The 24,054-nt window shown below is 73.9% G+C and carries 23 protein-coding genes; 14 read left to right on the plus strand and 9 right to left on the minus strand.

The features are described 5' to 3' along the window. Window positions 1-52: 52 nt before the first annotated feature. Window positions 53-1,177, minus strand: coding sequence for a transaldolase (tal, locus tag ABD879_RS25300; RefSeq protein WP_345024107.1), 1,125 nt, complete (start codon window positions 1,175-1,177; stop codon window positions 53-55). 40 nt (window positions 1,178-1,217) lie between these two features. Then, a complete protein-coding gene (tkt, locus tag ABD879_RS25305; RefSeq protein ID WP_345024109.1) occupies window positions 1,218-3,350 on the minus strand; it encodes a transketolase in 2,133 nt (710 codons plus the stop codon). Between the two features lie 593 nt (window positions 3,351-3,943). On the opposite strand from tkt, the gene ABD879_RS25310 reads away from it, so the two are divergent. From ABD879_RS25310 to ABD879_RS25320, 3 genes are all read left to right on the plus strand, one after another. Beyond that, complete coding sequence (locus ABD879_RS25310; protein WP_345024110.1) at window positions 3,944-4,942, plus strand: heme o synthase; 999 nt, start codon at window positions 3,944-3,946, stop codon at window positions 4,940-4,942. A gap of 103 nt (window positions 4,943-5,045) precedes the next feature. Further along, window positions 5,046-6,245: a PrsW family intramembrane metalloprotease gene (locus tag ABD879_RS25315; protein ID WP_345024111.1), complete on the plus strand. Its 1,200-nt coding sequence runs from the start codon at window positions 5,046-5,048 to the stop codon at window positions 6,243-6,245. 92 nt (window positions 6,246-6,337) lie between these two features. Then, window positions 6,338-7,321, plus strand: a complete 984-nt coding sequence (locus ABD879_RS25320) for a COX15/CtaA family protein (RefSeq protein ID WP_345024112.1) — start codon at window positions 6,338-6,340, stop codon at window positions 7,319-7,321. A gap of 48 nt (window positions 7,322-7,369) precedes the next feature. Here the strand turns inward: ABD879_RS25320 and polX are convergent, their stop codons facing one another. From polX to ABD879_RS25345, 5 genes are all read right to left on the minus strand, one after another. Next, the gene (gene polX / locus ABD879_RS25325; protein WP_345024113.1) at window positions 7,370-9,088 is read right to left on the minus strand and encodes a DNA polymerase/3'-5' exonuclease PolX; all 1,719 of its coding nucleotides are present in this window, start codon (window positions 9,086-9,088) and stop codon (window positions 7,370-7,372) included. 62 nt (window positions 9,089-9,150) lie between these two features. Then, a complete protein-coding gene (prcB, locus tag ABD879_RS25330; RefSeq protein ID WP_345024114.1) occupies window positions 9,151-9,993 on the minus strand; it encodes a proteasome subunit beta in 843 nt (280 codons plus the stop codon). A 99-nt stretch (window positions 9,994-10,092) separates the two neighbouring features. Beyond that, window positions 10,093-11,013 (minus strand): EamA family transporter, encoded by a 921-nt coding sequence (locus ABD879_RS25335; protein WP_345024115.1) that lies wholly within the window; start codon window positions 11,011-11,013, stop codon window positions 10,093-10,095. A gap of 3 nt (window positions 11,014-11,016) precedes the next feature. Continuing rightward, window positions 11,017-11,835, minus strand: coding sequence for an ABC transporter permease (locus ABD879_RS25340; RefSeq protein ID WP_345024116.1), 819 nt, complete (start codon window positions 11,833-11,835; stop codon window positions 11,017-11,019). Then, on the minus strand, window positions 11,832-12,758 hold the full coding sequence (locus ABD879_RS25345) for an ABC transporter ATP-binding protein (protein ID WP_345024117.1): 927 nt from the start codon (window positions 12,756-12,758) through the stop codon (window positions 11,832-11,834). Before ABD879_RS25345 ends, ABD879_RS25340 begins: the two co-directional genes overlap by 4 nt. Before the next feature lie 202 nt (window positions 12,759-12,960). On the opposite strand from ABD879_RS25345, the gene ABD879_RS25350 reads away from it, so the two are divergent. The 9 genes from ABD879_RS25350 to ABD879_RS25390 all read left to right on the plus strand — a co-directional run bounded on the left by ABD879_RS25350 (window position 12,961) and on the right by ABD879_RS25390 (window position 20,190). Continuing rightward, on the plus strand, window positions 12,961-13,230 hold the full coding sequence (locus ABD879_RS25350; RefSeq protein WP_345024118.1) for a DUF3040 domain-containing protein: 270 nt from the start codon (window positions 12,961-12,963) through the stop codon (window positions 13,228-13,230). A 239-nt stretch (window positions 13,231-13,469) separates the two neighbouring features. Further along, entirely contained in the window at window positions 13,470-14,285 is an 816-nt protein-coding gene (locus ABD879_RS25355) for a helix-turn-helix transcriptional regulator (protein ID WP_345024129.1), read from the plus strand. Next, entirely contained in the window at window positions 14,282-15,694 is a 1,413-nt protein-coding gene (sufB, locus tag ABD879_RS25360) for a Fe-S cluster assembly protein SufB (RefSeq protein WP_345024119.1), read from the plus strand. The genes ABD879_RS25355 and sufB overlap by 4 nt, the downstream gene beginning before the upstream one ends. Further along, window positions 15,694-16,857, plus strand: a complete 1,164-nt coding sequence (gene sufD / locus ABD879_RS25365) for a Fe-S cluster assembly protein SufD (protein ID WP_345024121.1) — start codon at window positions 15,694-15,696, stop codon at window positions 16,855-16,857. The genes sufB and sufD overlap by 1 nt, the downstream gene beginning before the upstream one ends. Then, on the plus strand, window positions 16,857-17,174 hold the full coding sequence (locus tag ABD879_RS25370) for a bifunctional 3-phenylpropionate/cinnamic acid dioxygenase ferredoxin subunit (protein ID WP_345024122.1): 318 nt from the start codon (window positions 16,857-16,859) through the stop codon (window positions 17,172-17,174). Before sufD ends, ABD879_RS25370 begins: the two co-directional genes overlap by 1 nt. A 71-nt stretch (window positions 17,175-17,245) precedes the next feature. Continuing rightward, the gene (sufC, locus tag ABD879_RS25375) at window positions 17,246-18,013 is read left to right on the plus strand and encodes a Fe-S cluster assembly ATPase SufC (RefSeq protein WP_285495798.1); all 768 of its coding nucleotides are present in this window, start codon (window positions 17,246-17,248) and stop codon (window positions 18,011-18,013) included. Then, window positions 18,010-19,272 (plus strand): cysteine desulfurase, encoded by a 1,263-nt coding sequence (locus ABD879_RS25380; RefSeq protein WP_345024123.1) that lies wholly within the window; start codon window positions 18,010-18,012, stop codon window positions 19,270-19,272. Before sufC ends, ABD879_RS25380 begins: the two co-directional genes overlap by 4 nt. 94 nt (window positions 19,273-19,366) lie before the next feature. Beyond that, complete coding sequence (gene sufU, locus ABD879_RS25385) at window positions 19,367-19,822, plus strand: Fe-S cluster assembly sulfur transfer protein SufU (protein ID WP_345024124.1); 456 nt, start codon at window positions 19,367-19,369, stop codon at window positions 19,820-19,822. Then, a complete protein-coding gene (locus ABD879_RS25390; RefSeq protein WP_345024125.1) occupies window positions 19,819-20,190 on the plus strand; it encodes a metal-sulfur cluster assembly factor in 372 nt (123 codons plus the stop codon). Before sufU ends, ABD879_RS25390 begins: the two co-directional genes overlap by 4 nt. A gap of 114 nt (window positions 20,191-20,304) precedes the next feature. Here the strand turns inward: ABD879_RS25390 and ABD879_RS25395 are convergent, their stop codons facing one another. Further along, entirely contained in the window at window positions 20,305-20,913 is a 609-nt protein-coding gene (locus tag ABD879_RS25395; protein WP_345024126.1) for a hypothetical protein, read from the minus strand. A 166-nt stretch (window positions 20,914-21,079) separates the two neighbouring features. Here ABD879_RS25395 and ABD879_RS25400 point away from each other — a divergent pair, with 166 nt between their 5' ends. Further along, complete coding sequence (locus ABD879_RS25400) at window positions 21,080-22,324, plus strand: sensor histidine kinase (RefSeq protein WP_345024127.1); 1,245 nt, start codon at window positions 21,080-21,082, stop codon at window positions 22,322-22,324. An 11-nt stretch (window positions 22,325-22,335) separates the two neighbouring features. Then, entirely contained in the window at window positions 22,336-23,022 is a 687-nt protein-coding gene (locus tag ABD879_RS25405; protein ID WP_345024130.1) for a response regulator, read from the plus strand. A 48-nt stretch (window positions 23,023-23,070) separates the two neighbouring features. Here the strand turns inward: ABD879_RS25405 and ABD879_RS25410 are convergent. Beyond that, window positions 23,071-24,054: EAL domain-containing protein (locus tag ABD879_RS25410; RefSeq protein WP_345024128.1), on the minus strand; the 984-nt coding region annotated here is incomplete at its 5' end.

The following is a 24,054-nucleotide window of genomic DNA, read 5'->3' on the forward strand; positions in this document are numbered from 1 at the left end:
CCGGCCCGGCCGCCGGGCCGGCTGCGCAGGGCGCGACCGCCGCTCCCCGGCGTCACGCGCCGCCCCCGCCGGCCGCCTTGTCCGCCAGCTCGCGGCGGATCGTGCCGAGCAGCTCGCTCCAGGACGCCTCGAACTTCTCCACGCCCTCGTCCTCCAGCACGCGCACCACGTCGTCGTAGTCGACGCCGACGTCCTTGAGCGCCCGCATGTGCGCCCGCGCCTCGTCGTAGGCGCCCTGGACGGTGTTGCCGCGCACCTCGGCGTGGTCGGCGGCGGCCTCCAGCGTGGCCTCCGGCATGGTGTTGACCGTCCCGGGCGCGATCAGCTCGTCCACGTACAGCGTGTCGGGCAGGTTCGGGTCCTTCACGCCGGTCGACGCCCACAGCGGACGCTGCGGACGCGCCCCGGCGTCCTTGAGCGCCTGCCACCGGTCGGAGCCGAACTTCTCCTCGTACAGCGCGTACGCCAGCCGGGCGTTGGCCACGCCCGCCTTGGAGCGCAGCTCCGCCGCCTCCGCCGTGCCGATCTTGTCGAGCCGCTTGTCGATCTCGGTGTCCACCCGGCTGACGAAGAACGACGCCACCGAGGAGATCTTCGACAGGTCCAGCCCGTTGGCCCGGGCCTGCTCCAGCCCCGCGAAGAACGCGTCGATGACCTGCCCGTACCGCTCCAGCGAGAAGATCAGCGTGACGTTCACGCTGATGCCCTCGGCCAGCGCCGCGGTGATCGCGGGCAGCCCCTCCACGGTCGCCGGGATCTTGATCATCAGGTTGGGCCGGTCCACCATCCACCACAGCGCCCGCGCCTCGGCGACCGTCTTCTCGGTCTCGCGGGCCAGCCGCGGGTCGACCTCGATGGAGACCCGGCCGTCCAGGCCCTCGGTGCGGTCGTACACCGGGCGCAGCACGTCGCAGCCCCACCGGATGTCGTAGGTGGTGATCGCGCGGACCGCCTCCTCGACGTCCACGCCGCGCACCGCCAGGTCGCGGACCTGCTCGTCGTACGCCGAGCCCTTGCCGAGCGCCTTGGCGAAGATCGTGGGGTTGGAGGTCACCCCCACCACGTTCCGCTCCCGGACCAGCTGCTCCAGGTTGCCGGTGCGCAGCCGCTCCCGGCTGATGTCGTCGAGCCAGACCGACACGCCCTCGGCGGACAGCCGCTTCAACGTCTCACTCATCGTTCCTCCTGCTCGGGGGTCGCGATCGGGGGTACGGCGCTCAGTTGCCGGTCGTCTCACCGCGCCCGGCGCCCTCGGCGTGCGCCTTGATCAGGCTGGCCCTGGCCGCGGCGACCACCCGCTCGGCGGTCAGCCCGAACTGCTGGAACAGCGTCTTGTAGTCGGCCGAGGCGCCGAAGTGCTCCAGGCTCACCGACTCGCCCGCGTCCCCGATGTAGGTGCGCCAGCCCAGCGCCGCCCCGGCCTCCACCGAGACCCGGGCCCGCACCGCGGGCGGCAGCACCTGCTGCTTGTAGGCGTCGTCCTGCGCCTCGAACCACTCCACGCACGGCATCGACACCACGCGCGTCGGGGTGCCCTCGGCCTCCAGGATCTTGCGGGCCTCCAGCGCCAGCTGCACCTCGCTGCCCGTCGCGATCAGGATCACCTGCGGCCGCCCGCCGTCGACCTCGGCCTCGGCCAGCACGTACCCGCCCTTGGCGGTGCCCTCGGCCGACGCCAGCCCGTTGCCGCGCTCGAACGTCGGCACCTTCTGCCGGGTCAGGCACAGCCCCGCCGGGCGGTCGGTGTGCTGCAGGATCGTGCGCCAGGCCACCGCGGTCTCGTTGGCGTCGGCGGGGCGCACCACGTCCAGCCCGGGGATCGCGCGCAGCGCCCACAGGTGCTCCACCGGCTGGTGCGTCGGGCCGTCCTCGCCCAGGCCGATGGAGTCGTGCGTCCACACGTACGTCACCGGCAGCTTCATCAGCGCCGCCAGCCGCACCGCCGGACGCATGTAGTCGCTGAACACCAGGAACGTGCCGCCGTACGGGCGGGTGCCGCCGTGCAGCGCGATGCCGTTGAGGATCGCGCCCATCGCGTGCTCGCGCACGCCGAAGTGCAGGGTGCGGCCGTACCGGTGCCCGGGGAACTCCTTGGTCTGGAACTCCTCCGGGATGAACGACGGCTCGCCCTTCATCGTGGTGTTGTTGCTCTCGGCCAGGTCCGCCGAGCCGCCCCACAGCTCCGGCAGCACCGGCGCCAGCGCGTTGAGGACCTGCCCGGATGCGGCGCGGGTGGCCAGCTCCTTGCCCCCCTCGAACTCCGGCAGCGCCTTGGTCCAGCCGTCGGGCAGGCGCCGCTCGGCGAGCCGGTCGAACTCGGCGGCGCGCTCGGGGTTGTCCTGCCGCCACGCCTTGAACGACTTGGTCCACTCCGCGCGCAGCGCGCGGCCCCGGTCGACGACCTGGCGGGCGTGCGCCAGCACGTCGGCCGGCACGTCGAACGTCTTGTCGGGGTCCAGGCCGAGGACGCGCTTGGTCGCGGCGACCTCGTCGGCGCCCAGCGCCGCGCCGTGGATCTTGCCGGTGTTCTGCTTGTTGGGGGCGGGCCAGCCGATGATCGTGCGCAGCGCGATGAACGAGGGCCGGTCGGTCTCGGCGCGCGCGGCCTCCATCGCGGCGGCCAGCGCCTCGACGTTCTCGTGGTAGTCGCCGCCCTCGGTCCAGTCGACGTAGTGCACGTCCCAGCCGTAGGCGGCGTACCGGGCGCGCACGTCCTCCGACAGCGCGATCGCGGTGTCGTCCTCGATCGAGATGTGGTTGTCGTCGTAGATGACGACCAGGTTGCCCAGCTTCTGGTGGCCGGCCAGGGCGCTGGCCTCGTGGCTGATGCCCTCCTCGATGTCGCCGTCGGAGCAGAACGCCCAGATGGTGTGGTCGAAGGGGGAGGTGCCCGGGTCGGCGTCGGGGTCGAACAGGCCGCGCTCGCGGCGCGCCGCCATCGCCATGCCGACCGCGTTGGCGATGCCCTGCCCCAGCGGGCCGGTGGTGGTCTCCACGCCCGCGGTGTGCCCGTATTCGGGGTGGCCGGGGGTGAGGCTGCCCCACTTGCGCAGCGCCTTCAGCTCGTCCAGCGTCAGCGGGTAGCCCGACAGGTACAGCTGGATGTACAGGGTCAGGCTGGAGTGCCCGCAGGAGAGCACGAACCGGTCGCGGCCCGGCCACGAGGGGTCGGTGGGGTCGTGCCGCAGGAAACGCTGGAAGAGCAGGTAGGCGGCGGGAGCCAGACTCATGGCCGTGCCCGGGTGACCGGAACCGGCTTCCTCCACCGCGTCCATGGCGAGGGCGCGGATCACGTCCACGGCCCGCCGGTCCAGGTCGGACCATTCAAAGGTGCTGCTGTCCCCAGTCACGGAACGCCAGGCTCCTCTCGAACCACTGTCTCGGATTGTCGTGTGCGGTGTGCGCGGCGCCGCCGCGCTTCGCCCCGCCCCTAGGCGCAACGTGGCCCGGCCCGCGTGTTCTTCCCGAACGGCCCGGACCGTCGCCCGGCCTGCGGTCGCGCGCGGTGCGCGACGCCGCTCGGCCGGCCTCGGACGTCGTCGTCCCGCCGCGGCCGGTGAAGATCATGCTTCGCCTGGTCCGAAGCCTAGCGGACCGCCGTCCCGTCTCCATTGACGTGCGCACAGGCGGTGGGGGCGTGCCGCCTTGACGACCCTTGCCCGATCGCCTATGGCCCTAACCCCTCGCCCGGGTGAACTCCAGGGGGACGACGCATCCCACCGACCGGTCCCCGCGTCCTTCGCGCACGCCCCCGGATTCGCCCCTCGGCGGCGGCGCGTCCGGCGACCCGGTGCGTGACCCCGGCGAAGGGCGGACTACAGTGATGGCGCGGTCGCTCCGAGCGGCCGCGGTCGTTTCACCGAACCGAGGTGCGACCCAAAACGCGGGGGCGCCGCCGAGGTGGTACGCGAATCTCCTATGCCTAGCTGAACGTGGACCGATTGTGACGGTGCTCAGTAACAAGTACGCGGTCGACCTCGCCGACGAGATGCCGACCGGGACGACCCCCGAGGCGCCCGCGCTTCCACCGGCGGAGCAGGCCGCGGCCGGGCGGCGCCCGCTGCCCGAGCTGCTGCGGGCCTACGTGGCGCTGACCAAGCCCCGCATCATCGAACTGCTCCTGATCACCACCATCCCGGTGATGTTCCTGGCCGCCGGGGGAGTCCCGCCGCTGGGCACCGTGGTGGCGACGCTGGCGTTCGGCACCCTGGCCGCCGCCGCCGCCAACGCCATCAACTGCTACATCGACCGCGACATCGACGCCAAGATGCGCCGCACGCGCCGCCGCCCGCTGGCCCGCGCGCAGGTGACCCCCACCGAGGCGCTCGTCTTCGGCATCGCCCTGGCCGCGGCGTCCACGGTCGGCTTCCTGCTCACCGTCAACGTGCCCTCGGCGGCGGGGGCGGCGTTCGCGATCCTGTTCTACGTCTTCGTGTACTCGCTGCTGCTCAAGCGGCGCACCGCGCAGAACGTCGTGTGGGGCGGCATCGCCGGCTGCATGCCGGTGCTCATCGGCTGGACCGCGATCACCGGCGAGCTGGCCTGGACGCCCTTCGTGCTGTTCGGCGTGGTGTTCCTGTGGACGCCCCCGCACTCCTGGACGCTGGCCATGCGCTACCGCGAGGACTACGCGGTCGCCAAGGTGCCGATGCTGCCCGTCGTCTCGGGCGAACGGCGCGTCGTCGTCGAGTCGCTGGTCTACACCTACGCCACCGTCGCGTGCTCGCTGCTGCTGTGGCCGGTCGCGGGCATGGGACCGGTCTACGGCGGCGTGGCCGTCCTGCTCGGCGTGGTGTTCCTGGCCGAGGGGCACCGCCTGCTGAAGGCCGTGCGCGCGGGCGTCACGGGCGTGCACCTGCGGCCCATGCGCTTCTTCCACCTGTCGAACGTGTACCTGGCGCTGCTGTTCACCGCCGTCGCGGTGGACCCGCTGCTGCACTGACCCCGCCGCCGAACCGGACGCCGCCGAACCGGACGCCGCCGGATCCGGCGCCGCGGGCGACGCCCGGTCACCACCCGGCCGACCAGCCGGTTACGCTCGCGACATGGCACGCGTAGACCCCAAGGCGGTCCTGGAGGGACGCATTCCCGGACGTCCGCCGATCGGGCTGATCGCCGGGCTCACCGTCTCCTCGCTGTGCGCCCTGGCCGCACTGGGCGTCTCCGCCCTGTACGGCGGGACCGGCTTCTGGACCGGGCTGGTCCTGGCGATCCTGCCGATCCCGCTGCTGATCGCGCTGATGCTCATGCTGGACCGGCTGGAGCCCGAGCCGCCGCGCACGCTGGTGTTCTCCTTCATGTGGGGCGCCGGGGTGGCCGTGCTCGGCGCGCTGGTGCTCAACACCGTCGGCATGGTCTACGTCACCGTGCCGGTGTTCGGCGAGGCCGAGGGGCACTTCGTCAGCGCCGTGGTGGGCGCCCCGCTGATCGAGGAGACGCTCAAGGGCGCGGTGCTGTTCGGGCTGCTGTGGTTCCGCCGCAACGAGATCGACGGCATCGCCGACGGGCTGATCTACGCGGGCATGGTCGGCCTCGGGTTCGCGATGATGGAGAACGTCACCTACTACATGCGGGCCTTCGACGAGGGCGGCGCGCACCAGCTCGGCGCCGTGTTCGTGCTGCGCGGCGTCGTCGCGCCGCTCAGCCACCCGCTGTTCACCTCGATGACCGGCCTCGGCGTCGCCTACGCCGCCACCCACCGCCGGGGCCGCCTGGCGGCCCCGCTGATCGGCCTGTGCGGCGCGATGCTGCTGCACGGCCTGTGGAACGGCGCCACCACGTTGGGGCTGGGCGGGCTGGCCGTGGTGTACCTCCTGGACTTCGGCGTGCTGCTCGTCCTGGTCGGCCTCGTGCTGGTGGACCGCCGCGGCACCGTCCGCCGCATCGAGTCCTACCTGCCGATGTACGCCGGCACCGGGCTGGTCACGCCGCAGGACGTGCAGATGCTGCGCTCCATGGCGTCCCGCCGGATCGCCCGCCGCTGGGCCCGGATGGTCGGCGGCCCCGGCGCGGCCCGCGCCATGGCCGACTACCAGCTGGCCGCCACCGAGCTGGCGCTGCTGCACAAGCGCGTCGAACGCGGCGTCGCCGACCCCCGCTGGTTCGCCGTGCGCCGCGACGCGCTGCTGAACCTGATGGCGCTGGCCCGCCAGGCGTTCCTGCGGACGCCGCCGCCCGCCGCGCCGCCGTGGGCACCGCAGGGGCCGTCCGGGTTCATGCCCCCGCGCAACCCCTACGGCCCCTGATAAGCCCCTGGTACGGCGCCTGAGACGGGCCCCGGCGGCGGCTACCGCGGGGGCGGATCCGGGGCACGGCGGGCCGCCAATACGATGAATGCGTGGCCGACGAAGTGCTGTCCCTTGTCACCAGAGCGCGTGACGCCGTGTGGCGTCCCACCGCCGCGTCGCTGCGGCTGCTCGCCCTGCTCAGCGTGATCGGCAACGCGGGGATCATCGCCACCGGCGGTGCCGTGCGGGTCACCGAGTCGGGGCTGGGGTGCCCCGAGTGGCCCAAGTGCACCGGCGACAGCCTCGTGCCCACGCACAGCCCCGAGCATCCGGCCGTCCACATGGCCATCGAGTTCGGCAACCGGATGCTGACCTTCGTGGTGCTGGCCCTCGGCCTGCTGGTGTTCGTCGCGGCCCTGCGCCTGGCGCCCCGCCGCCGCGACCTGGTGCTGCTGGCCGCCGCCCAGCCGCTGAGCGTGGTCGCCCAGGCGATCATCGGCGGCATCGTGGTGCTGACCGAGCTGCACCCCGCGTCGGTGTCGCTGCACTTCCTGCTGTCGCCCGCGCTGCTGATCTTCTGCGTGGCGCTGTGGGTGCGCGCCGGGGAGGGCGACGCGCCGCCGCGCGCCCTGGTCGGCCCGGCCGTGCGCCGCCTCGCGCAGGCGCTGGTCGCCGCCACCGGCGCCGTGCTGGTCGCGGGCACCGTGGTCACCGGCACCGGCCCGCACGCGGGCGACGCCGACTCCCGCCGCTTCGGCTTCGACATCGAGGACGTCACCCGCGTGCACAGCCTGCTGGCGTGGACCACCGTCGCCCTCACCGTCGCGCTGCTGGCCGCCCTGCACCGGGCGGACGCGCCCCGCGACGTGCGCCGCCGCACCCTGGGGCTGTTCGCGCTGGAGCTGGGGCAGGGCGTGCTCGGCTACGTCCAGTACTTCCTGGGCGTGCCGGCGCCGCTGGTGGTGCTGCACATGCTCGTCGCGTCGCTGATGTGGATCGCCGTGCTGCGCATCCTGCTGTCCATGCGCGACCGCGGCCCCCTGCCCGCCGCGGCCCCGTCTCCGACCCGGAACCCCGCCCCCCAGCCCGCCTGACCCGCTGCCCCCTGGCACGCCGGGCATCCGGCGCCCGGAGCGGGCCCGTCAGGTCTTGCGGAGGAAGGCGCGCAGGCGGTCGAGGGGCCAGGTGTTGATGACGTCGTCGGGGGTGAGCCAGCCGCGCTGGGCGGTGCCCACGGCGTAGCGGATGTTGCGGTGGTGGCCGACCGCGTGGGCGTCGGTGTCGACGGCGAACTTGACGCCGAAGCGCTTGGCGCGGCGGACCAGGTCGGCGGGCAGGTCCAGCCGGTCGGGGAAGGCGTCGATCTCCAGCGCCGTCCCGGTGCGGGCGGCGGCCCGGAAGACCTCGTCCCAGTCGGCGTCGACGGGCGGCCGCCTGCCGATCAGCCGGGCGGTGGGATGGCCGATCACGTGCACGTGCGGGTTCTCGCAGGCCCGCACCAGGCGGCGGGTCATCGCGGCCCGGTCCTGGGTGAAGTGCGAGTGCACCGACGCGACGCAGACGTCGAAGCCGGCGAGGAAGCCGGCGTCCCAGTCGACGCCGCCGTCGGGGTCGATGTTGAGCTCGGTGCCGTGCAGCAGCGTCAGCCCGGGATGGCGCTCCTGCAGGGCGCGGATCCGCGCCCGCTGGGCCAGCGCCTTGTCGTCGGTCATGCGCTGCATGGACAGGTTGGGCGCGTGGTCGGTGACGGCGTAGTACTCCAGGCCGCGCCCGGCGGCCGCGGCGACCATGTCCGCCAGGGACGCGGTGCCGTCGGTCAGGTCGGTGTGGCTGTGCAGATCGCCGCGCAGGTCCGCCACGGCGACCAGGCGGGGCAGCTCCCCGGCCAGCGCGGCCTCGATCTCGCCGCCGTCCTCGCGCAGCGGCGGCGGAATCCACGGCAGGCCGAGCCGCCGGTAGACCTCCTCCTCGGTCTCGGAGACGATCAGCTCGCCGGTGGCGGCGTCGAACAGCCCGTACTCCGACAGCTTCAGCCCGGCGCGGACGGCGATCTCGCGGGTGCGGATGTTGTGCGCCTGCGAGCCGGTGAAGTACTGCAGCGCGGCGCCCCACGACTCGGGCGGGACGACCCGCAGATCGACCTGCAGGCCCCTGGCGGTGCGCACGGAGGTCTTCTTCTCGCCGCGCGCGATCACCTCGGTGACGAACGGCAGCGCGGTGAACGCCTCCATCAGCGGGCCCGGGTCGGCGGAGGCGGCCAGGACGTCGACGTCGCCGACCGTCTCGCGCATGCGGCGCAGCGACCCGGCGTGGGTGCAGCGCACGCACCCGGCGACCCGCGACAGCTCCGCCACGACCTCCTCGGCGAGGTCGGCCGCCACGTCGATCAGGACGCGCCCGCCCGCCTGCCGCATCAGCTCGATGCCGTGCAGGATGTTCCGCTCGGTCTTGGCGCCGAAGCCCCGCAGGCCGCGCAGCCGGCCCTGGCGGATCGCCTCGGCCAGCTCGGGCACCGAGGAGACGCCGAGCGCCTCGTGCACCGCCATGGCCTTCTTCGGCCCGAGCGTGGGGATCGCGGTCAGCGCCCGCACCCCCGCCGGGATCTGCGCGCGCAGCTCCTCGACCTGCCGGATGGTTCCGGTGGCCAGGTAGTCGAGCAGCTTGCGGGCGATCGCGTCGCCGACGGCGGGGATCTTCTTGAGCCCGGCCAGGTCGAGCCCGGAGATGTCCTCGGGGTGGCCCGCGATCGCCCGCGCCGCCTTCTCGTAGGCGCGGATCCTGTAGGCGTCGCCCCCGGTGATGGACAGCAGATCCGCCAGCTCCTGGATCAGCTCCGCCGCCTCGTCGTTCGCCCGTGCCATAGCGGCAGTCTAGGAGCCGGGTACGACGCCCGGCCGGGCCGCCGGAGCCGGCGCCGCCGGGGTCAGCGCAGCGGGGCGACCGGGCCGTCGGGGCGTTCGAAGCGGCCCTGCACGACCTCCTCGACGATCTCGGCGACCTCGTCCTCGGACAGGGCGCGGAAGCCGTCGGCGGTGGCGACCGCGATCGTCGGGTAGATGCGCCGCTGCCGGTCCGGGCCGCCGGTGGCGGTGTCGTCGTCGGCGGCGTCGTAGAGCGCGTGCACGCACACCGCGCCGGCGTCCCGCTCGTTCAGGCCGGGCCGGTAGAGCTTCTTGAGCGCGCCGCGGGCGGACGGGGAGCCCGACCCCTCGGCGTGGAAGTCGCGGGCCTCCTGCGGGGAGCCGGTGATGTCGTAGGTGAAGATGCGGCCGCGGTCCTCGTCGGGGTCGTAGCCGGCGAACAGCGGCACCACCACCAGGCCCTGCATCGCCTGGGCGAGGTTGGCCTGCACGACGGCGCCGAGGCGGCGGGCCTTGCCCGCCAGCGACAGCCGCGACAGCTCCATCTTCTCGTAGTGCTCCAGCTCGACCTGGAACAGCCGCACCATCTCCATCGCCAGCCCGACGGTGCCCGCGAACGCGACGATCGAGTACTCGTCGGCCCGCTGCACCTTGTCCAGCTCGCGGTAGGCGATCTCGTGGCCGCGGGTGGCGCGGCGGTCGCCGGCCATCATCACGCCGCCGTCGTAGACCACCGCCAGCACGGTGGTGCCGTGCGGCAGGTCCGGCGGGGTGCCGCCGTCCCGCCCCACGCGGTTGACGGGCAGCAGCTCGGGGGAGTGGACGCGCAGGAAGTCGACGAACGACGCCGTCCCCGCCTCGAAGAACTCGGGCGGCAGTCCCTGCTCGTCGGCGCGGCCGGTCACGGCGGCTCCTTTCCGGTTCGTCCTGCGGGTGATCCTTTCACGGGCCGGCGCCGTCCCGCCACCGCCCGCGGCCGGTCCCGCGAACGGCCGGGCGGGCGGTCAGGCGGGCGGCTCCTCGCCGTCGCGGGTGGCGCCGACGCAGGCGACGATGACGCAGCCGATCGCCGCCCACTGGCGGCCCGACAGCACCTCGCCGAGCAGCACCACCCCGATCAGCGCGGCCACGGCGGGCTCCAGGCTCATCAGGATGCCGAACACCCGGGCGGGCATGCGCCGCAGCGCCTCCATCTCCAGGCTGTAGGGGATCACCGACGACAGCAGGCCCACGCCCAGGCCGAACAGCAGCAGCTGCGGGTCGAGCATCGCCGCGCCGCCCGTCACGGCCCCCGCGGGGATGATCGCGGCGGTGCCGATGATGCTGGCCGCGGCCAGGCCCGTCGAGCCGGGGAAGCGCCGCCCGGTGGCCGCGGTCAGCAGGATGTAGGCCGCCCAGCACGCCCCGGCCAGCAGCGCGTACGCGACGCCGACCGGGTCGATCTCGCCGCCGCGCGCCAGCATCAGCACGCCGGTGAAGGCCAGCACCGCCCACACCGCGTCGCGCGGCCGCCGCGACCCCCAGATGGCCACGGCCAGCGGCCCGAGGAACTCGGTGGTCACCGCCACGCCCAGCGGGATGCGGGCGAACGACTGGTAGATGGAGAAGTTCATCAGCGCCAGCGTCAGCCCGAACCCCGCCACCACGGCCCAGTCGCGCCGGGACCGCGCGCGCAGCGCCTCCCGCAGCGCCCCGCGCGTGACGATCCCCAGCACCACCGCGGAGGTGAGCAGCCGCAGCGACACCACCGCGGCCGGGGGCAGCCGGTCGAACATGTGCTTGGCCAGGCCCGCGCCCACCTGCACCGACAGGATGCCCAGCAGGATCAGCGCGGGCGGCGGCACCGCGGCCGGCGACAGCAGGCGCGCGCGGGCCGCGAACCCGCCGGGACGTTCGCAGGAGCCGGGGGCCTCAGCGAGCGCCACGGATCACTCCCATCGGAAGAAGCGGGCGGCCAGGGCCAGGCCGGCGGCCGTCCACACCGCCAGGATCAGCAGCGGGCCGCCGGGGAGCGCCGCCCCGTCGCGCAGGACGTCGCGCAGCCCCTCGGCCAGCGCCGAGATCGGCAGCAGCCGCAGCGCGTCGCGTATTCCCGCGGGCAGGTCGTCCAGGGGGAACACCACGCCGCCCACCGCCAGCAGCAGGATGTAGACCAGGTTGGCGGCGGCGAGGGTGGCCTCGGCGCGCAGCGTCCCGGCCATGAGCAGCCCGAAGCCGCTGAACGCGGCGGTGCCCAGCAGCACCAGCGCCAGCACCGACAGCGGGTCGCCGTGCGGGCGCCAGCCCATGGCCGCGGCGACCGAGCAGATCACCGCCGCCTGCAGCACCTCCACCGCGACCACGGTGAGGGTCTTGGCGGCGATCAGCCCCGACCGCGGCAGCGGGGTGGCGCCGAGCCGCTTGAGGACGCCGTAGCGCCGCTCGAACCCGGTGCCGATGGCCTGGCCGGTGAACGCGGTGGACATCACCGCCAGGGCCAGGATGCCGGGCGTCAGGAAGTCCACGCGCGGCCCCGGGCCCAGGTCGAGCAGGGAGGTGGTGCCGAACAGCGTCAGCAGCACCACCGGGATGATCAGCGTGAGCAGCAGCTGCTCGCCGTTGCGCAGCAGGGTCCGCAGCTCGTAGCCGGTCTGCGCGAGGACCATGCGCGGGACGGGCGCGGCGCCGGGCGCGGGGGCCAGGTCGAGGGCGCCGTGCCGCGCGTCCTCGCGGGCGGTTCCGTGCGCGGTCTCGTGGGCCGAGGTCATGACCGCAGCTCCCGTCCGGTCAGCTCCAGGAAGACGTCCTCCAGCGTGCGCCGCTCGATGCGCAGGTCCTCGGTCATGACGCCGTGGGAGGCGCACCAGGCGGTGACGGTGGCCAGCAGTTCGGGGCTGACCTCCCCCTCGACCAGGTAGTGCCCGGCGGGCGACTCCTTGGCGGCGCTGCCCGGCGGCAGCGCCGCCAGCAGCTCCTCCAGGCCCAGCCCGGGGCGCGCGCGGAAGCGCAGCTGCCGCTCGGCGCCGGTCAGCTCGGCCGGGCTGCCCTCGGCCACGACGCGGCCGTGGTCGACGATGACGACGTGGTCGGCGAGGCGCTCGGCCTCCTCCATGTGGTGCGTGGTCAGCACGATCGACACCCCGGCGGCGCGCAGCCCTTCGACCAGCTCCCAGGTGGCGTGCCGGGCCTGCGGGTCCAGGCCGGTGGTCGGCTCGTCGAGGAACACCAGCTCGGGACGGCCCACCACGGCCACCGCCAGCGACAGCCGCTGCTGCTGCCCGCCCGACAGGCGCCGGAACGGCGTGCGCGCGTGCGCGGCCAGCCCGAGCCGGTCGAGCAGGGCGCCCGGGTCGAGCGGGCGGGTGTGGAAGGAGGCGACCAGGCGCAGGAACTCGCCCGCGCGGGCCGTGCCGGGCACGCCGCCGGACTGCGGCATCACCCCGACCCGCGGCTTCAACGCGCGCGCGTCGGCGACCGGGTCGAGCCCCAGCACGCGGACCGTTCCCGCGTCGGCGCGGCGGAACCCCTCGCAGATCTCGATCGTGGTGGTCTTGCCCGCCCCGTTGGGGCCGAGCAGCGCGGTGACGGCCCCCCGCGCGGCGCGCAGCGACAGGCCGTCCACCGCGACCGTCCGGCCGTAGCGTTTGACCAGCCCGTCCAGCTCCAGTGCGCTGCCTTGGGGGGATGCCATGGAGTCGAGTCTAGGTCCGGGCGCCGGCGCGGCCGTGCCGGGTGCCCCGGATATGGCCTTGCCCACGTCCCGCCGCGTCCCGCCCGCGTCCCCTCCCGCTCCCGCCGCCCGGCGCGGCCGCCCTTCGGGACCGGCCGGTCAAAAGTCGGACAAGGGTCAATAAACTGGCTGTTTACCTGCAAGTTCGCGTTGGGGGGAAGACATGGCGCTGTCGCCGTCGGAGTGGCGGATCCTCAGGGAGCTCGCCGAGCTGACCGCCGCCGAGGACCCGGACTACGTCCAGCGGCTGGCGACCTTCGGCGGCCACGAGCCGGGCGAGGCCGTCCTGCCGGGCCGGGGGCGGGTGCTGGTCCCGGCCCTGGCGGCGGGCGCCCTGGTGGCGCTGGGCTTCGCGGCGACCGCCGTCGCCGTCGCGGCGTTCGAGGCCGCGGGCGGGCGCCGGCGCGCCTCGTCCGGCCGCTTCCGCCGCTGAGCCGAAGAGCACGGCCATTTCCGATCGGTGTGACCGTTGTGACGGATGCGGCGGAAGGGAAAAGCGAAAACGGTCGCGCGAACCCGCCGTCCCCGTGCACTTCTTAGGTAAGCCTTACCTGCGTGACCTATGACATCGAGATCGGGTTGGTCGCGGGGAAGGAATTACGGCACACTGATGTTGTGAAAAACGTGAGCGGGGAACCGACGAGGACGCAGACCGCGGGCGCGCGGTCCGGCGTGCTGTCGCCGGGCCACGCCACGGGAGCGGACGAGCGGCACGGCACGGCCGAGCGCGACACCCGCGCCCGGGTGGCGCGGCTGATCCTCGAACACGGTCCGATCACCGCCTCCGCGCTGGGCGAACGGGTGGGGCTCACGGCCGCCGCCATCCGGCGGCACCTGGACGCGCTGCTCGCCGAGGGGATGATCGAGGTCCGCCGGGCCCGGCCGCAGGCGCGGCGCGGGCGCGGCCGCCCGGCCAAGTGGTTCGCCATCACCGACGCCGGGCGCAGCGCGTTCGTGCACGCCTACGACGACCTGGCGACCGCGGCCCTGCGCTTTTTGGCCGAGAAGAACGGCGACCGCGCGGTGGCCGAGTTCGCCCGCCGGCAGATCGCCGACCTGGAGCGGCGCTACCACCCGTTCGTGCAGGCGGCCCCGCCCCAGCAGCGGGTCCGCAGGCTGGCCGAGGCGCTGTCGGGCGACGGGTACGCGGCGGCCGCGGCCGAGGCCCCCCGCCCCGGCGGCGGCGAGCAGCTGTGCCAGCACCACTGCCCCGTCGCGCACGTGGCGGCGGAGTTCCCGCAGCTGTGCGAGGCCGAGACCGAGGCGTTCAGCCGCCTGCTGGGCACGCCCGTCCAGCGCCTGGCGACGATCGCCCACGGCGACGGCATCTGCACCACCCACGTGAGCCCGCGGTCCCTGTGCGAAGGGGCCGCCGCACCGCCGGTCCGGCGCCCGCAGGACGCGCCGCCTCCGGCGGCGGACGCGGGGAGCCGCTCCCCCGATGTCAATCCGAACAGTGACGAGGAGTCCGGGAGGACCTCCCTATGACCACGGCAGCCCACCCCGAACTGGAGGGGCTCGATCGGTACAAGTTCGGTTGGGCCGACCCCGACACGGCCGGCGCGTCGGCGCGCCGCGGCCTGAACGAGGAGGTCGTGCGCGACATCTCGGCCAAGAAGGGCGAGCCCGACTGGATGCTGGACCTGCGCCTCAAGGGGCTGCGGCTGTTCTCCAAGAAGCCGATGCCCACCTGGGGTTCGGACCTGTCCGACATCGACTTCGACAACATCAAGTACTTCGTCCGCTCCACCGAGAAGCAGGCGGCGAGCTGGGAGGAACTGCCCGCCGACATCAAGAACACCTACGACAAGCTGGGCATCCCCGAGGCCGAGAAGCAGCGGCTGATCGCCGGCGTGGCGGCCCAGTACGAGTCCGAGGTGGTCTACCACAAGATCCGCGAGGACCTCGAGGAGAAGGGCGTCATCTTCCTGGACACCGACACCGGGCTGCGCGAGCACCCGGAGATCTTCCAGGAGTACTTCGGCTCGGTGATCCCCGCCGGCGACAACAAGTTCGCCGCGCTGAACACCGCGGTGTGGTCGGGCGGCTCGTTCATCTACGTGCCGCCGGGCGTGCACGTGGAGATCCCGCTGCAGGCCTACTTCCGGATCAACACCGAGAACATGGGCCAGTTCGAGCGGACCCTGATCATCGTCGACGAGGGCGCCTACGTGCACTACGTCGAGGGCTGCACCGCGCCGATCTACAAGTCGGACTCGCTGCACTCGGCGGTCGTGGAGATCATCGTCAAGAAGGACGCCCGCTGCCGGTACACGACCATCCAGAACTGGTCGAACAACGTCTACAACCTGGTCACCAAGCGCGCCGTCGCCTACGAGGGCGCCACCATGGAGTGGATCGACGGCAACATCGGCTCCAAGGTCACCATGAAGTACCCGGCGGTGTACCTGCTGGGCGAGCACGCCAAGGGCGAGACGCTGTCGATCGCGTTCGCGGGCGAGGGCCAGCACCAGGACGCGGGCGCCAAGATGGTGCACGCCGCGCCCAACACCTCCTCCACCATCGTCTCCAAGTCGGTGGCGCGCGGCGGCGGCCGCACCTCCTACCGGGGCCTGGTGCAGATCCAGGAGGGCGCCCAGCACAGCAAGTCCACGGTCAAGTGCGACGCGCTGCTGGTCGACCAGATCAGCCGCTCCGACACCTACCCGTACGTGGACGTGCGCGAGGACGACGTGGAGATGGGCCACGAGGCCACCGTCTCCAAGGTGTCGGAGGACCAGCTGTTCTACCTGATGAGCCGGGGCCTGAGCGAGGACGAGGCCATGGCGATGATCGTGCGCGGGTTCGTCGAGCCGATCGCGCGCGAGCTGCCCATGGAGTACGCGCTGGAGCTGAACCGGCTGATCGAGCTGCAGATGGAAGGGGCGGTCGGCTGATGGGCCTGGAGTCCGCAACTCCGGTGTCGACCCTGCACGAGAAGGCGTCCTACCGCGTCGGCGACTTCGAGGTTCCCACCGGCCGCGAGGAGGAGTGGCGGTTCACCCCGCTGCGCCGCCTGCGCGGGCTGCACAACGGCACCGCCGCCGAGGGCGGCAAGGTCGTCGTGGACGTCGAGGCGGCGCCCGAGGTGGCCGTGGAGACCGTCGCCCGCGACGACGGGCGGCTCGGCAGGGCGTACGTTCCGGCCGACCGGATCAGCGCGCAGGCGTGGGAGTCGTTCGAGCACGCCACCGTGATCACCGTCCCGAAGGAGGCCGTGGCGAGCGCGCCGACCGTGGTGCGGCTGCGCGGCGAGGACGCCTCCGGCGCCGCCTACGGGCACACCACCGTCGTGGTCGAGCCGTTCGCCGTGGCGACCGTGGTGCTCAGCCACCGCGGGTCGGCCACCTACGCCGACAACGTCGAGTTCGTGGTCGGCGACGGCGCGTCCCTGTCGGTGATCAGCCTGCAGGACTGGGAGGACGACAGCGTCCACGTGTCGCACCAGCACGCCCGGCTCGGCCGCGACGCCCGCTTCACCGGGCACAACGTGACGCTGGGCGGCGACCTGGTGCGGATCTCCCCGTCGGTGGCCTACACCGGCCCCGGCGGCGACGCCGAGCTGTACGGGGTGTACTTCGTCGACGGCGGCCAGCACCTGGAGCACCGGCTGCTGGTCGACCACGCCGTCCCGCACTGCCGCAGCCGCGTCGACTACCGCGGCGCCCTGCAGGACCAGGACGCGCACGCGGTGTGGATCGGCGACGTGATCATCCGCGCGGAGGCCGAGGGCACCGACACCTACGAGCTGAACCGCAACCTGGTGCTGACCGACGGCACCCGGGTCGACTCGGTGCCCAACCTGGAGATCCTCACCGGCGAGGTGGTCGGCGCCGGGCACGCCTCGGCGTCCGGCCGGCTGGACGACGAGCACCTGTTCTACCTGCAGGCCCGCGGCATCCCCCGGGACGAGGCGCGCCGCATGGTGGTGCGGGGGTACCTCGGCCAGCTGATCGACAAGATCGAGGTCGCCGAGGTGCGCGAGAAGGTCGCCGAGGCGATCGAGGCCGAACTGGACAAGGGGCTGCACAAGGAGCCGGACCAGGGGGCGGGTGAGTGATGCCGTACGTCAAGGTCTGCTCGCTCGCCGACGTCCCGGCCGACGGGGCGCTCGCCGTGGAGGTCGACGACACCCCGGTGGCGCTGGTCCGCTCCGGCGACGAGGTGTTCGCCCTCAACGACATCTGCTCGCACGCCGAGGTGTCGCTGTCGGAGGGCGAGGTGTACGACGGCACGATCGAGTGCTGGCTGCACGGCTCGTGCTTCGACCTGCGCACCGGCAAGCCCACCAACCCGCCCGCCACCCAGCCGGTCGCCACGTACCGGGTGAAGGTGCAGGACGGCGACGTCTACGTCTCGCTCGACGGCGGCGAATAGCCCCGCCGGCCCGGGCGACGGGCGTCCGCCACCAGACCGGCTCCGGACACGACAGAGAGTTCACAGAAGACATGGCCACCCTTGAGATCCGCGACCTGCACGTCTCCGTCGGCGAGGGAACCGACGGGGCCAAGGAGATCCTGCGCGGGGTCGACCTGACCGTGCGGTCCGGCGAGACCCACGCGATCATGGGGCCGAACGGCTCCGGCAAGTCCACCCTCGCCTACGCCATCGCCGGCCACCCCAAGTACGAGGTGACCGCGGGCACCGTCACGCTGGACGGCGAGGACGTCCTGGCGATGAGCGTCGACGAGCGCGCCCGCGCCGGGCTGTTCCTGGCGATGCAGTACCCGGTCGAGGTGCCGGGCGTGTCGGTGTCGAACTTCCTGCGCTCGGCGGTCACCGCGGTGCGCGGGGAGGCGCCCAAGCTGCGCGACTTCTCCAAGGAGATGCGGCAGGCGATGCAGAACCTGTCCATCGACCCGGCGTTCGCCCAGCGCAGCCTGAACGAGGGCTTCTCCGGCGGCGAGAAGAAGCGCCACGAGATCCTGCAGCTGGAGATGCTCAAGCCCAAGATCGCGGTGCTGGACGAGACCGACTCCGGCCTGGACGTCGACGCCCTCAAGGTCGTCTCCGAGGGCATCAACCGCTTCTCCGCGGGCACCGACACCGGCGTGCTGCTGATCACGCACTACACGCGCATCCTGCGCTACGTCAAGCCCGACTTCGTGCACGTGTTCGCGGGCGGCCGGGTCGTCGAGGCGGGCGGCCCCGAACTGGCCGAGGTCCTCGAGAACGAGGGCTACGAGAAGTACGTGAAGGCTGGCGCGTCGCGATGAGTCTGCTGCCCGAGGAGATCAAGAAGGACTTCCCGCTGCTGGCGCGCACCGTGCGGGGCGGGCGGCCGCTGGTCTACCTCGACTCGGGGGCCACCGCGCAGAAGCCGACCGCCGTGCTGGAGGCCGAGCGGGCGTTCTACGAGCGGCACAACGCCGCTCCGCACCGCGGCGCGCACCTGCTGGCCGAGGAGGCCACCGAGGCCTACGAGTCGGCGCGCGCCACCGTCGCCTCGTTCATCGGCGGGACGCCCGGCGAGATCGTGTTCACCAAGAACACCACCGAGGCGCTCAACCTGGTGGCGTACGCGATGAGCAACGCCGCCACCGCCGGCCCCGAGGCCGAGCGGTTCCGCGTGGGGCCCGGCGACGAGATCCTCGTCAGCGAGATGGAGCACCACGCCAACCTGGTGCCCTGGCAGCAGCTGTGCCGGCGCACCGGCGCCACGCTGCGCTGGTTCGGGCTGACCGACGACGGCCGGCTCGACCTCGACGACCTCGACGCGCTGCTCAACGAGCGCACCAGGCTGGTGGCGCTGACGCACCAGTCCAACGTGCTGGGCACCGTCCCGCCGATCGAGCGGATCGCCGAGCGCGCCCGCCGGGTCGGGGCGCTGCTGGTGCTGGACGCCGCGCAGTCGGTGCCGCACCAGCCGGTGGACGTGTCCCGGCTGGGCGCCGACTTCCTGGCCTTCTCCGGGCACAAGATGCTCGGCCCCACCGGCATCGGCGTGCTGTGGGGCCGCCGCGAGCTGCTGGAGGCCATGCCCCCGTTCCTCACCGGCGGGTCGATGATCGAGGTGGTGCGGATGGAGGAGTCCACCTTCGCGCCGCCGCCGCAGCGCTTCGAGGCGGGCGTGCCGATGACCGCGCAGGCCGTCGGGCTGGCCGCGGCCTGCGACTACCTCACCGGCATCGGCATGGACCGCGTGCACGCCCACGAGGAGGCGCTGGTCGCCTACACGCTGGAGCGGCTGGGCGAGATCCCCGGCGTGCGGGTCGTCGGCCCGCTCACCACCGAGTCGCGCGGCGGCGCGGTGTCGTTCACCGTGGACGACATCCACCCGCACGACGTCGGGCAGGTGCTGGACGAGCTGGGCGTGGCGGTCCGCGTCGGCCACCACTGCGCCTGGCCGATCTGCCGCCGGTACGGCATCCCCGCCACCACCCGGGCGACCTTCTACCTGTACAACACCCTGGCGGACGTGGACTCCCTGGTCGACGGGGTGCGCAAGGCGCAGGAGTTCTTCGGAAGAGGCTGACTTCGGAAGACGCCGAGCCGCGCGCCGGTCGTACCCAGGGGACGTCTCCGGCGCCCCGCCCCGGCGGGAACGTCCACCGGAAGGAAAGGAAGCCATGCAGCTTGAGGCGATGTACCAGGAGGTCATCCTGGACCACTACCGCAACCCCCACAACAAGGGGTTGCGGGAGCCGTACGAAGGCGAGGCGCACCACGTCAACCCGACCTGCGGCGACGAGGTGACGCTGCGGGTGCATCTGGAGGGCGAGGGCCAGGACGCCCGCGTCGCCGACGTCTCGTACGACGCCTTGGGCTGCTCCATCAGCCAGGCCAGCGCCTCGGTGATGACCGACCTGCTGATCGGCCGGTCGGTCAAGGAGGCGATGGCCGTCGGCGACGAGTTCCTGGCCCTGATGCAGTCGCGCGGCCAGGGCGAACCGGACGAGGACGTGCTGGAGGACGCGGTCGCGTTCGCCGGGGTGTCCCGCTACCCGGCCCGCATCAAGTGCGCCCTGCTCGCCTGGATGGCGTGGAAGGACGCGACCGCCCGAGCTCTCGGAGAGGCATCATGAGCGACAAGCCCGGCACCGACACCCAGCCCGCCGCCGCCGACACGCCGGCGGCCGAGGGCGGGGGCGTCGCCGAGGAGGAGATCCTGGAGGCGCTCAAGGACGTCGTGGACCCCGAGCTGGGCATCAACGTCGTGGACCTCGGCCTGGTCTACGGCGTGCACCAGGACGCGGACGCGGTCACGTTGGACATGACGCTGACCAGCGCGGCCTGCCCGCTCACCGACGTCATCGAGGACCAGGCCGCCAGCGCGCTGGACGGCATGTTCAAGGACGTGCGGATCAACTGGGTGTGGCTGCCGCCGTGGGGGCCCGACAAGATCACCGAGGAGGGCCGCGAGCAGCTGCGCGCCCTCGGCTTCAACGTCTGACCCGCCTCCGGCATCCGCTGACCGCCTTCGGTATCTGCCGACCGAACGCGTCCGGAGCCGCCGCGCGCGGCCCCGGACGCGTCGGGGGTGCCGGTGTGCCCGGCCCGCCCGTCGTCACCGGCGGGCTGCGCCGCCCCCGCCCGCCGCGGCCGAGTCCCGCCCGTCCCCGCCGCCGTCGCGTCCGGCGCCGTCGCCGGGCCGGACCGGCCACAGCGTGTGCGTGATCGGCCACAGCGACCAGATCGCCAGGATCACCGTCAGCCGCAGCACCCAGCCGAGCAGGGCCTCGGTGCGGTCGGCGTCGCCCACCATCGCGATCATGCCGAGCAGCACCCCGCAGCCGATCGCCCAGGCGATCGCCGCCTTGCCGAACTCGCGCCATTCGTGGCGGGTGCGCTCGGGGGCGTAGCGCGGTGCGCGCCGGGGCGGCGGCCCGCCCGCGAAGCGGTGCGCGAACCGCTCGTCCGCCCACCGCACCCAGCCGTGTCCGAACGCCACCGAGTAGCCCAGGTAGGCCGCCGCGAGGCCGTGGGAGAACCCGGCCGTGGCGCCGTGCCGCAGGTCGATCACCGTGGCGGTCAGCAGCACCACGTCCAGCAGCGGGACGCCCACCAGCAGCACGGCGCTGACGCGGCGCCACCGCAGCAGGTAGCGCGCGGCCAGGCCGGCCGCCAGCAGCACCCAGAAGCCGATCTCGCAGGCGGCGATGATCGCCAGGAGCATGGTTCCTCGTTTCCGTCGTCGCCCGGCCGCCGCCGGGCGTCGACGTCCAGCATCCCGGCGCGGACGGGCGCGGTCCTCGGCGCGGAAGACGAAACCGGGCGTCCTACGAACGATGTACGCCGCCCCTCTCCCAGGCGGACCGCGGCAGTCCCCGGAGGATGCTGAGATGGAGAGCGTGCCGTCCCCCGTGCAGTCCGCCGTCCGCCGTCTCCGCGTGACGCGGCAGGACACCCTGATCGCCGTCGCCGCGCTGGCCGGCGGCCTGCTGATGCTGAGCGTGCACGGCTACGCGCGCTGGAGCGACGACTGGGACCCGGGCCTGGCCTGGCGGGCGCTGCCGCTGCTGGGGATGTGCGCGGCGGTGCCGTTCCGGCGCACCGCCCCGCTCCCGGCGCTGGCCTGGGCCACCCCCTTCAACCTGCTCGACCTGGCCATGGGCGTGAGCTTCGCCGTCGTCGTCCTCTACGGCGACGCCCTGTACGCGGCCGCCGTGTACGGTCGGCGGCGCCACGTGGGGGAGTGGCTGCTGGGCGCGACCGCGGCGGTGACCGCGGTGCTGATGGCGGTCGTGGGCGTCGGCTGGCGCAGCTTCGCCGGCGCCGTCATCACCGGGGCGGTGGCGGGCGTGAGCTGGGTCATGCCGGTGATGACCGCCATGGCCGTGCGCGAGCACCGGGAGAAGGCCGAGGCGCAGCGGCTGCGCGCCGAGCAGATGGCGCGGCTGGCCGAGCTGGACCGGCGCGCCGCCGTCGCCGCCGAACGCGCCCGCATGGCCCGGGAGCTGCACGATGTGATCGCCAACCATCTCAGCGCCGTGGCCCTGCACTCCTCGGCCGTGCTGAAGATGCCCCACCTGGACCGCGCCGCCGTGCAGCGGTCCATGGAGGTGATCCGCGACAACAGCGTGCAGGGGCTGGCCGAGATGCGGCGCATGATCGGGCTGCTGCGCGACGACGGCGGGCGGGAGCCCGACCCGGCCGCCGCGCCCCGCCTGGCGGAGCTGGGCGAGCTGGTCGCGCGGACGCTGCGGTCCGACCTGGACGCCCGGCTGACGGTGGCCGGGCGGGCGCGCGAGCTGCCCGCCGCCGTGGAGCTGGCCGCCTACCGCATCGTCCAGGAGTCGCTGACCAACGCGCTCAAGCACGCCGGCCCCGGCCGCGCCGAGGTGCTGCTGGAGTACCGGCCCGGCAGCGTCGCGGTCACGGTGCGCAGCCCGCTCGGGCCGGACGGCTCCCGCCTGCCGGGGTCCGGCAGCGGGCTGGTGGGGATGCGCGAGCGCGCCGCCGTGCTGGACGGGACGTTCGCCGCCGGGCCCGAGGGGCCCGCCTGGGTGGTGCGGGCCGAGCTGCCGACCGCGCCGCCCGCCTGCGACGCCGAGGACGACGACCGGGTCAGGGAGGCGACCGCGTGACCGACGACCGCGTGATCAGGGTGCTGGTGGCCGACGACCAGGCGGCCGTGCGGGCGGGGCTGGTGCTCATCCTGAGCGCCGCCCCCGGCATCGAGGTGGTCGGCGAGGCCGCCGACGGGGAGCGGGCCGTGGCGCTGGCCCGGGAGCTGCGCCCGGACGTGGTGCTCATGGACGTGCGCATGCCCCGCCTGGACGGCGTGTCGGCCGCCCGGGAGGTCTCCGGGTTCGCCGACGTGCTGGTGCTGACCACGTTCGACCTGGACGAGTACGTCTTCGGCGCGCTGCGGGCGGGCGCGGCCGGGTTCCTGCTCAAGGACGTCGACGCCGACCGGCTGGTGGAGGCGGTGCGCACGGTCGCGGCCGGGGACGGGGTGATCGCGCCCCGGGTGACCCGCCGGCTGATCGGCGCCTTCGCCGCGCGGCGCCCCGACCCGGCGGCGCGGCCCGACCCGCGGGCGCTGGCCGCGCTGACGCCGCGGGAGCGCCAGGTGTTCGCCTGCCTGGGCCAGGGCCTGACCAACGGGCAGATCGCCGAGCGGCTCGCCATGGCCGAGACGACCACCAAGACGCACGTCAGCCGCATCCTGGCCAAGCTGGGGCTGCGCAGCCGGGTGCAGGCGGCCATCCTCGCGCAGGAGGCCGCCGCTGACGGCTTTTCGCCGCCGATCGCCCATTCGGGGCCGTCCGGGGGCGAATGACCGCTCCACGGCCCGCTCAGCGCGCCGGTCGCACCGGGCGGGGGCGGCTCAGGGGGACAGGCCGCGGATCAGGTCGGCGACACGGACGATGCCCAGGCAGCGCCCCACCTCGTCGGTCACCACCAGGTCGTCGTACACGCGCTCGTCCTCGCGGCCCGCGGCGCGCAGGGCGGCGGTGGCGGGCACCGTGCGGGGGACGACGCGCGGCGGGTCGGCCAGCCGCATCACGGGCTTGTGCGCGTGCAGGGCGTGCCCGTAGGCCCCCGACAGCTGCAGCAGGAAGCGGGTGCGGTCCACCGTGGCGCGGGGGCGCTGCGCCTCGTCCACCAGCACCACGCTGGTGGCGCCGGTCTCGGCGTTGAGGGCGGTGAGCACCTCGTCGGCCGTGGCGGTCACGGGAAGCGTCATGGCGGGCAGCGTGAACTCCGACACCCGCGGCCCCAGCTCCGTCTCGGGGCGCGGCGAGCGCGGCGCCTCCCTGGCCGCCACCGGCACGGTGACGCGCATGCCCGGCCGCCACTCCGGCGGCGCCAGCGCCGGCCCCTGCACCAGCCGCACGCCCGCCTCCCGCGCCTGCAGCACGTGCTCCTCGGCGGACAGGCCGGGCGCGAGCACATGGGTGCCCAGCCGGTGCGTCAGCTCGACCAGGGCCGTCACTAGCGCGGCGCGGCGCCGGTCGGAGCCGGTGCGGCGGGCCAGATCGGCGTCGATCTTGACCAGGTACGGGACGGCGTCGGCGAGCAGGTCCAGCGGCACCGGGGCCGCGCCGAGCCCGCCGAGGCCGATCAGGTAGCCCGCGCGGCGCAGCCCGCGCAGGCCGCCGAGCAGCGCGGGGCGGTGCGCCGGGTGGAACGCGCCGGACACGCAGACGATCACCTCGCCCGGGCGGCGCCCGGTCCCGGCCAGCCCGCGGTGCAGGTCCGCCAGCGTCGACTCGCCGTGCGCGAGGGTCGCGGCGCGGACGCCGACCTGCAGCGGCACCCGGGTGCCCAGCTCGGCGGCGGTTCCGGCGGCCGCCACCGCGCGGCGCAC

The sequence above is a fragment of the Actinomadura keratinilytica genome, assembly GCF_039539665.1.
GTDB classification, from domain to species: domain Bacteria; phylum Actinomycetota; class Actinomycetes; order Streptosporangiales; family Streptosporangiaceae; genus Spirillospora; species Spirillospora keratinilytica.

Excerpts from the sequence above, each read along its gene's own strand:
- tal (WP_345024107.1), bottom strand. The coding sequence starts at position 1,177 with ATGAGTGAGACGTTGAAGCGGCTGTCCGCCGAGGGCGTGTCGGTCTGG.
- ABD879_RS25315 (WP_345024111.1), top strand. The coding sequence starts at position 5,046 with ATGGCACGCGTAGACCCCAAGGCGGTCCTGGAGGGACGCATTCCCGGA.
- polX (WP_345024113.1), bottom strand. The coding sequence starts at position 9,088 with ATGGCACGGGCGAACGACGAGGCGGCGGAGCTGATCCAGGAGCTGGCG.
- ABD879_RS25340 (WP_345024116.1), bottom strand. The coding sequence starts at position 11,835 with ATGACCTCGGCCCACGAGACCGCGCACGGAACCGCCCGCGAGGACGCG.
- ABD879_RS25345 (WP_345024117.1), bottom strand. The coding sequence starts at position 12,758 with ATGGCATCCCCCCAAGGCAGCGCACTGGAGCTGGACGGGCTGGTCAAA.
- ABD879_RS25350 (WP_345024118.1), top strand. The coding sequence starts at position 12,961 with ATGGCGCTGTCGCCGTCGGAGTGGCGGATCCTCAGGGAGCTCGCCGAG.
- sufB (WP_345024119.1), top strand. The coding sequence starts at position 14,282 with ATGACCACGGCAGCCCACCCCGAACTGGAGGGGCTCGATCGGTACAAG.
- sufD (WP_345024121.1), top strand. The coding sequence starts at position 15,694 with ATGGGCCTGGAGTCCGCAACTCCGGTGTCGACCCTGCACGAGAAGGCG.
- ABD879_RS25370 (WP_345024122.1), top strand. The coding sequence starts at position 16,857 with ATGCCGTACGTCAAGGTCTGCTCGCTCGCCGACGTCCCGGCCGACGGG.
- sufC (WP_285495798.1), top strand. The coding sequence starts at position 17,246 with ATGGCCACCCTTGAGATCCGCGACCTGCACGTCTCCGTCGGCGAGGGA.
- ABD879_RS25380 (WP_345024123.1), top strand. The coding sequence starts at position 18,010 with ATGAGTCTGCTGCCCGAGGAGATCAAGAAGGACTTCCCGCTGCTGGCG.
- sufU (WP_345024124.1), top strand. The coding sequence starts at position 19,367 with ATGCAGCTTGAGGCGATGTACCAGGAGGTCATCCTGGACCACTACCGC.
- ABD879_RS25390 (WP_345024125.1), top strand. The coding sequence starts at position 19,819 with ATGAGCGACAAGCCCGGCACCGACACCCAGCCCGCCGCCGCCGACACG.
- ABD879_RS25395 (WP_345024126.1), bottom strand. The coding sequence starts at position 20,913 with ATGCTCCTGGCGATCATCGCCGCCTGCGAGATCGGCTTCTGGGTGCTG.
- ABD879_RS25400 (WP_345024127.1), top strand. The coding sequence starts at position 21,080 with ATGGAGAGCGTGCCGTCCCCCGTGCAGTCCGCCGTCCGCCGTCTCCGC.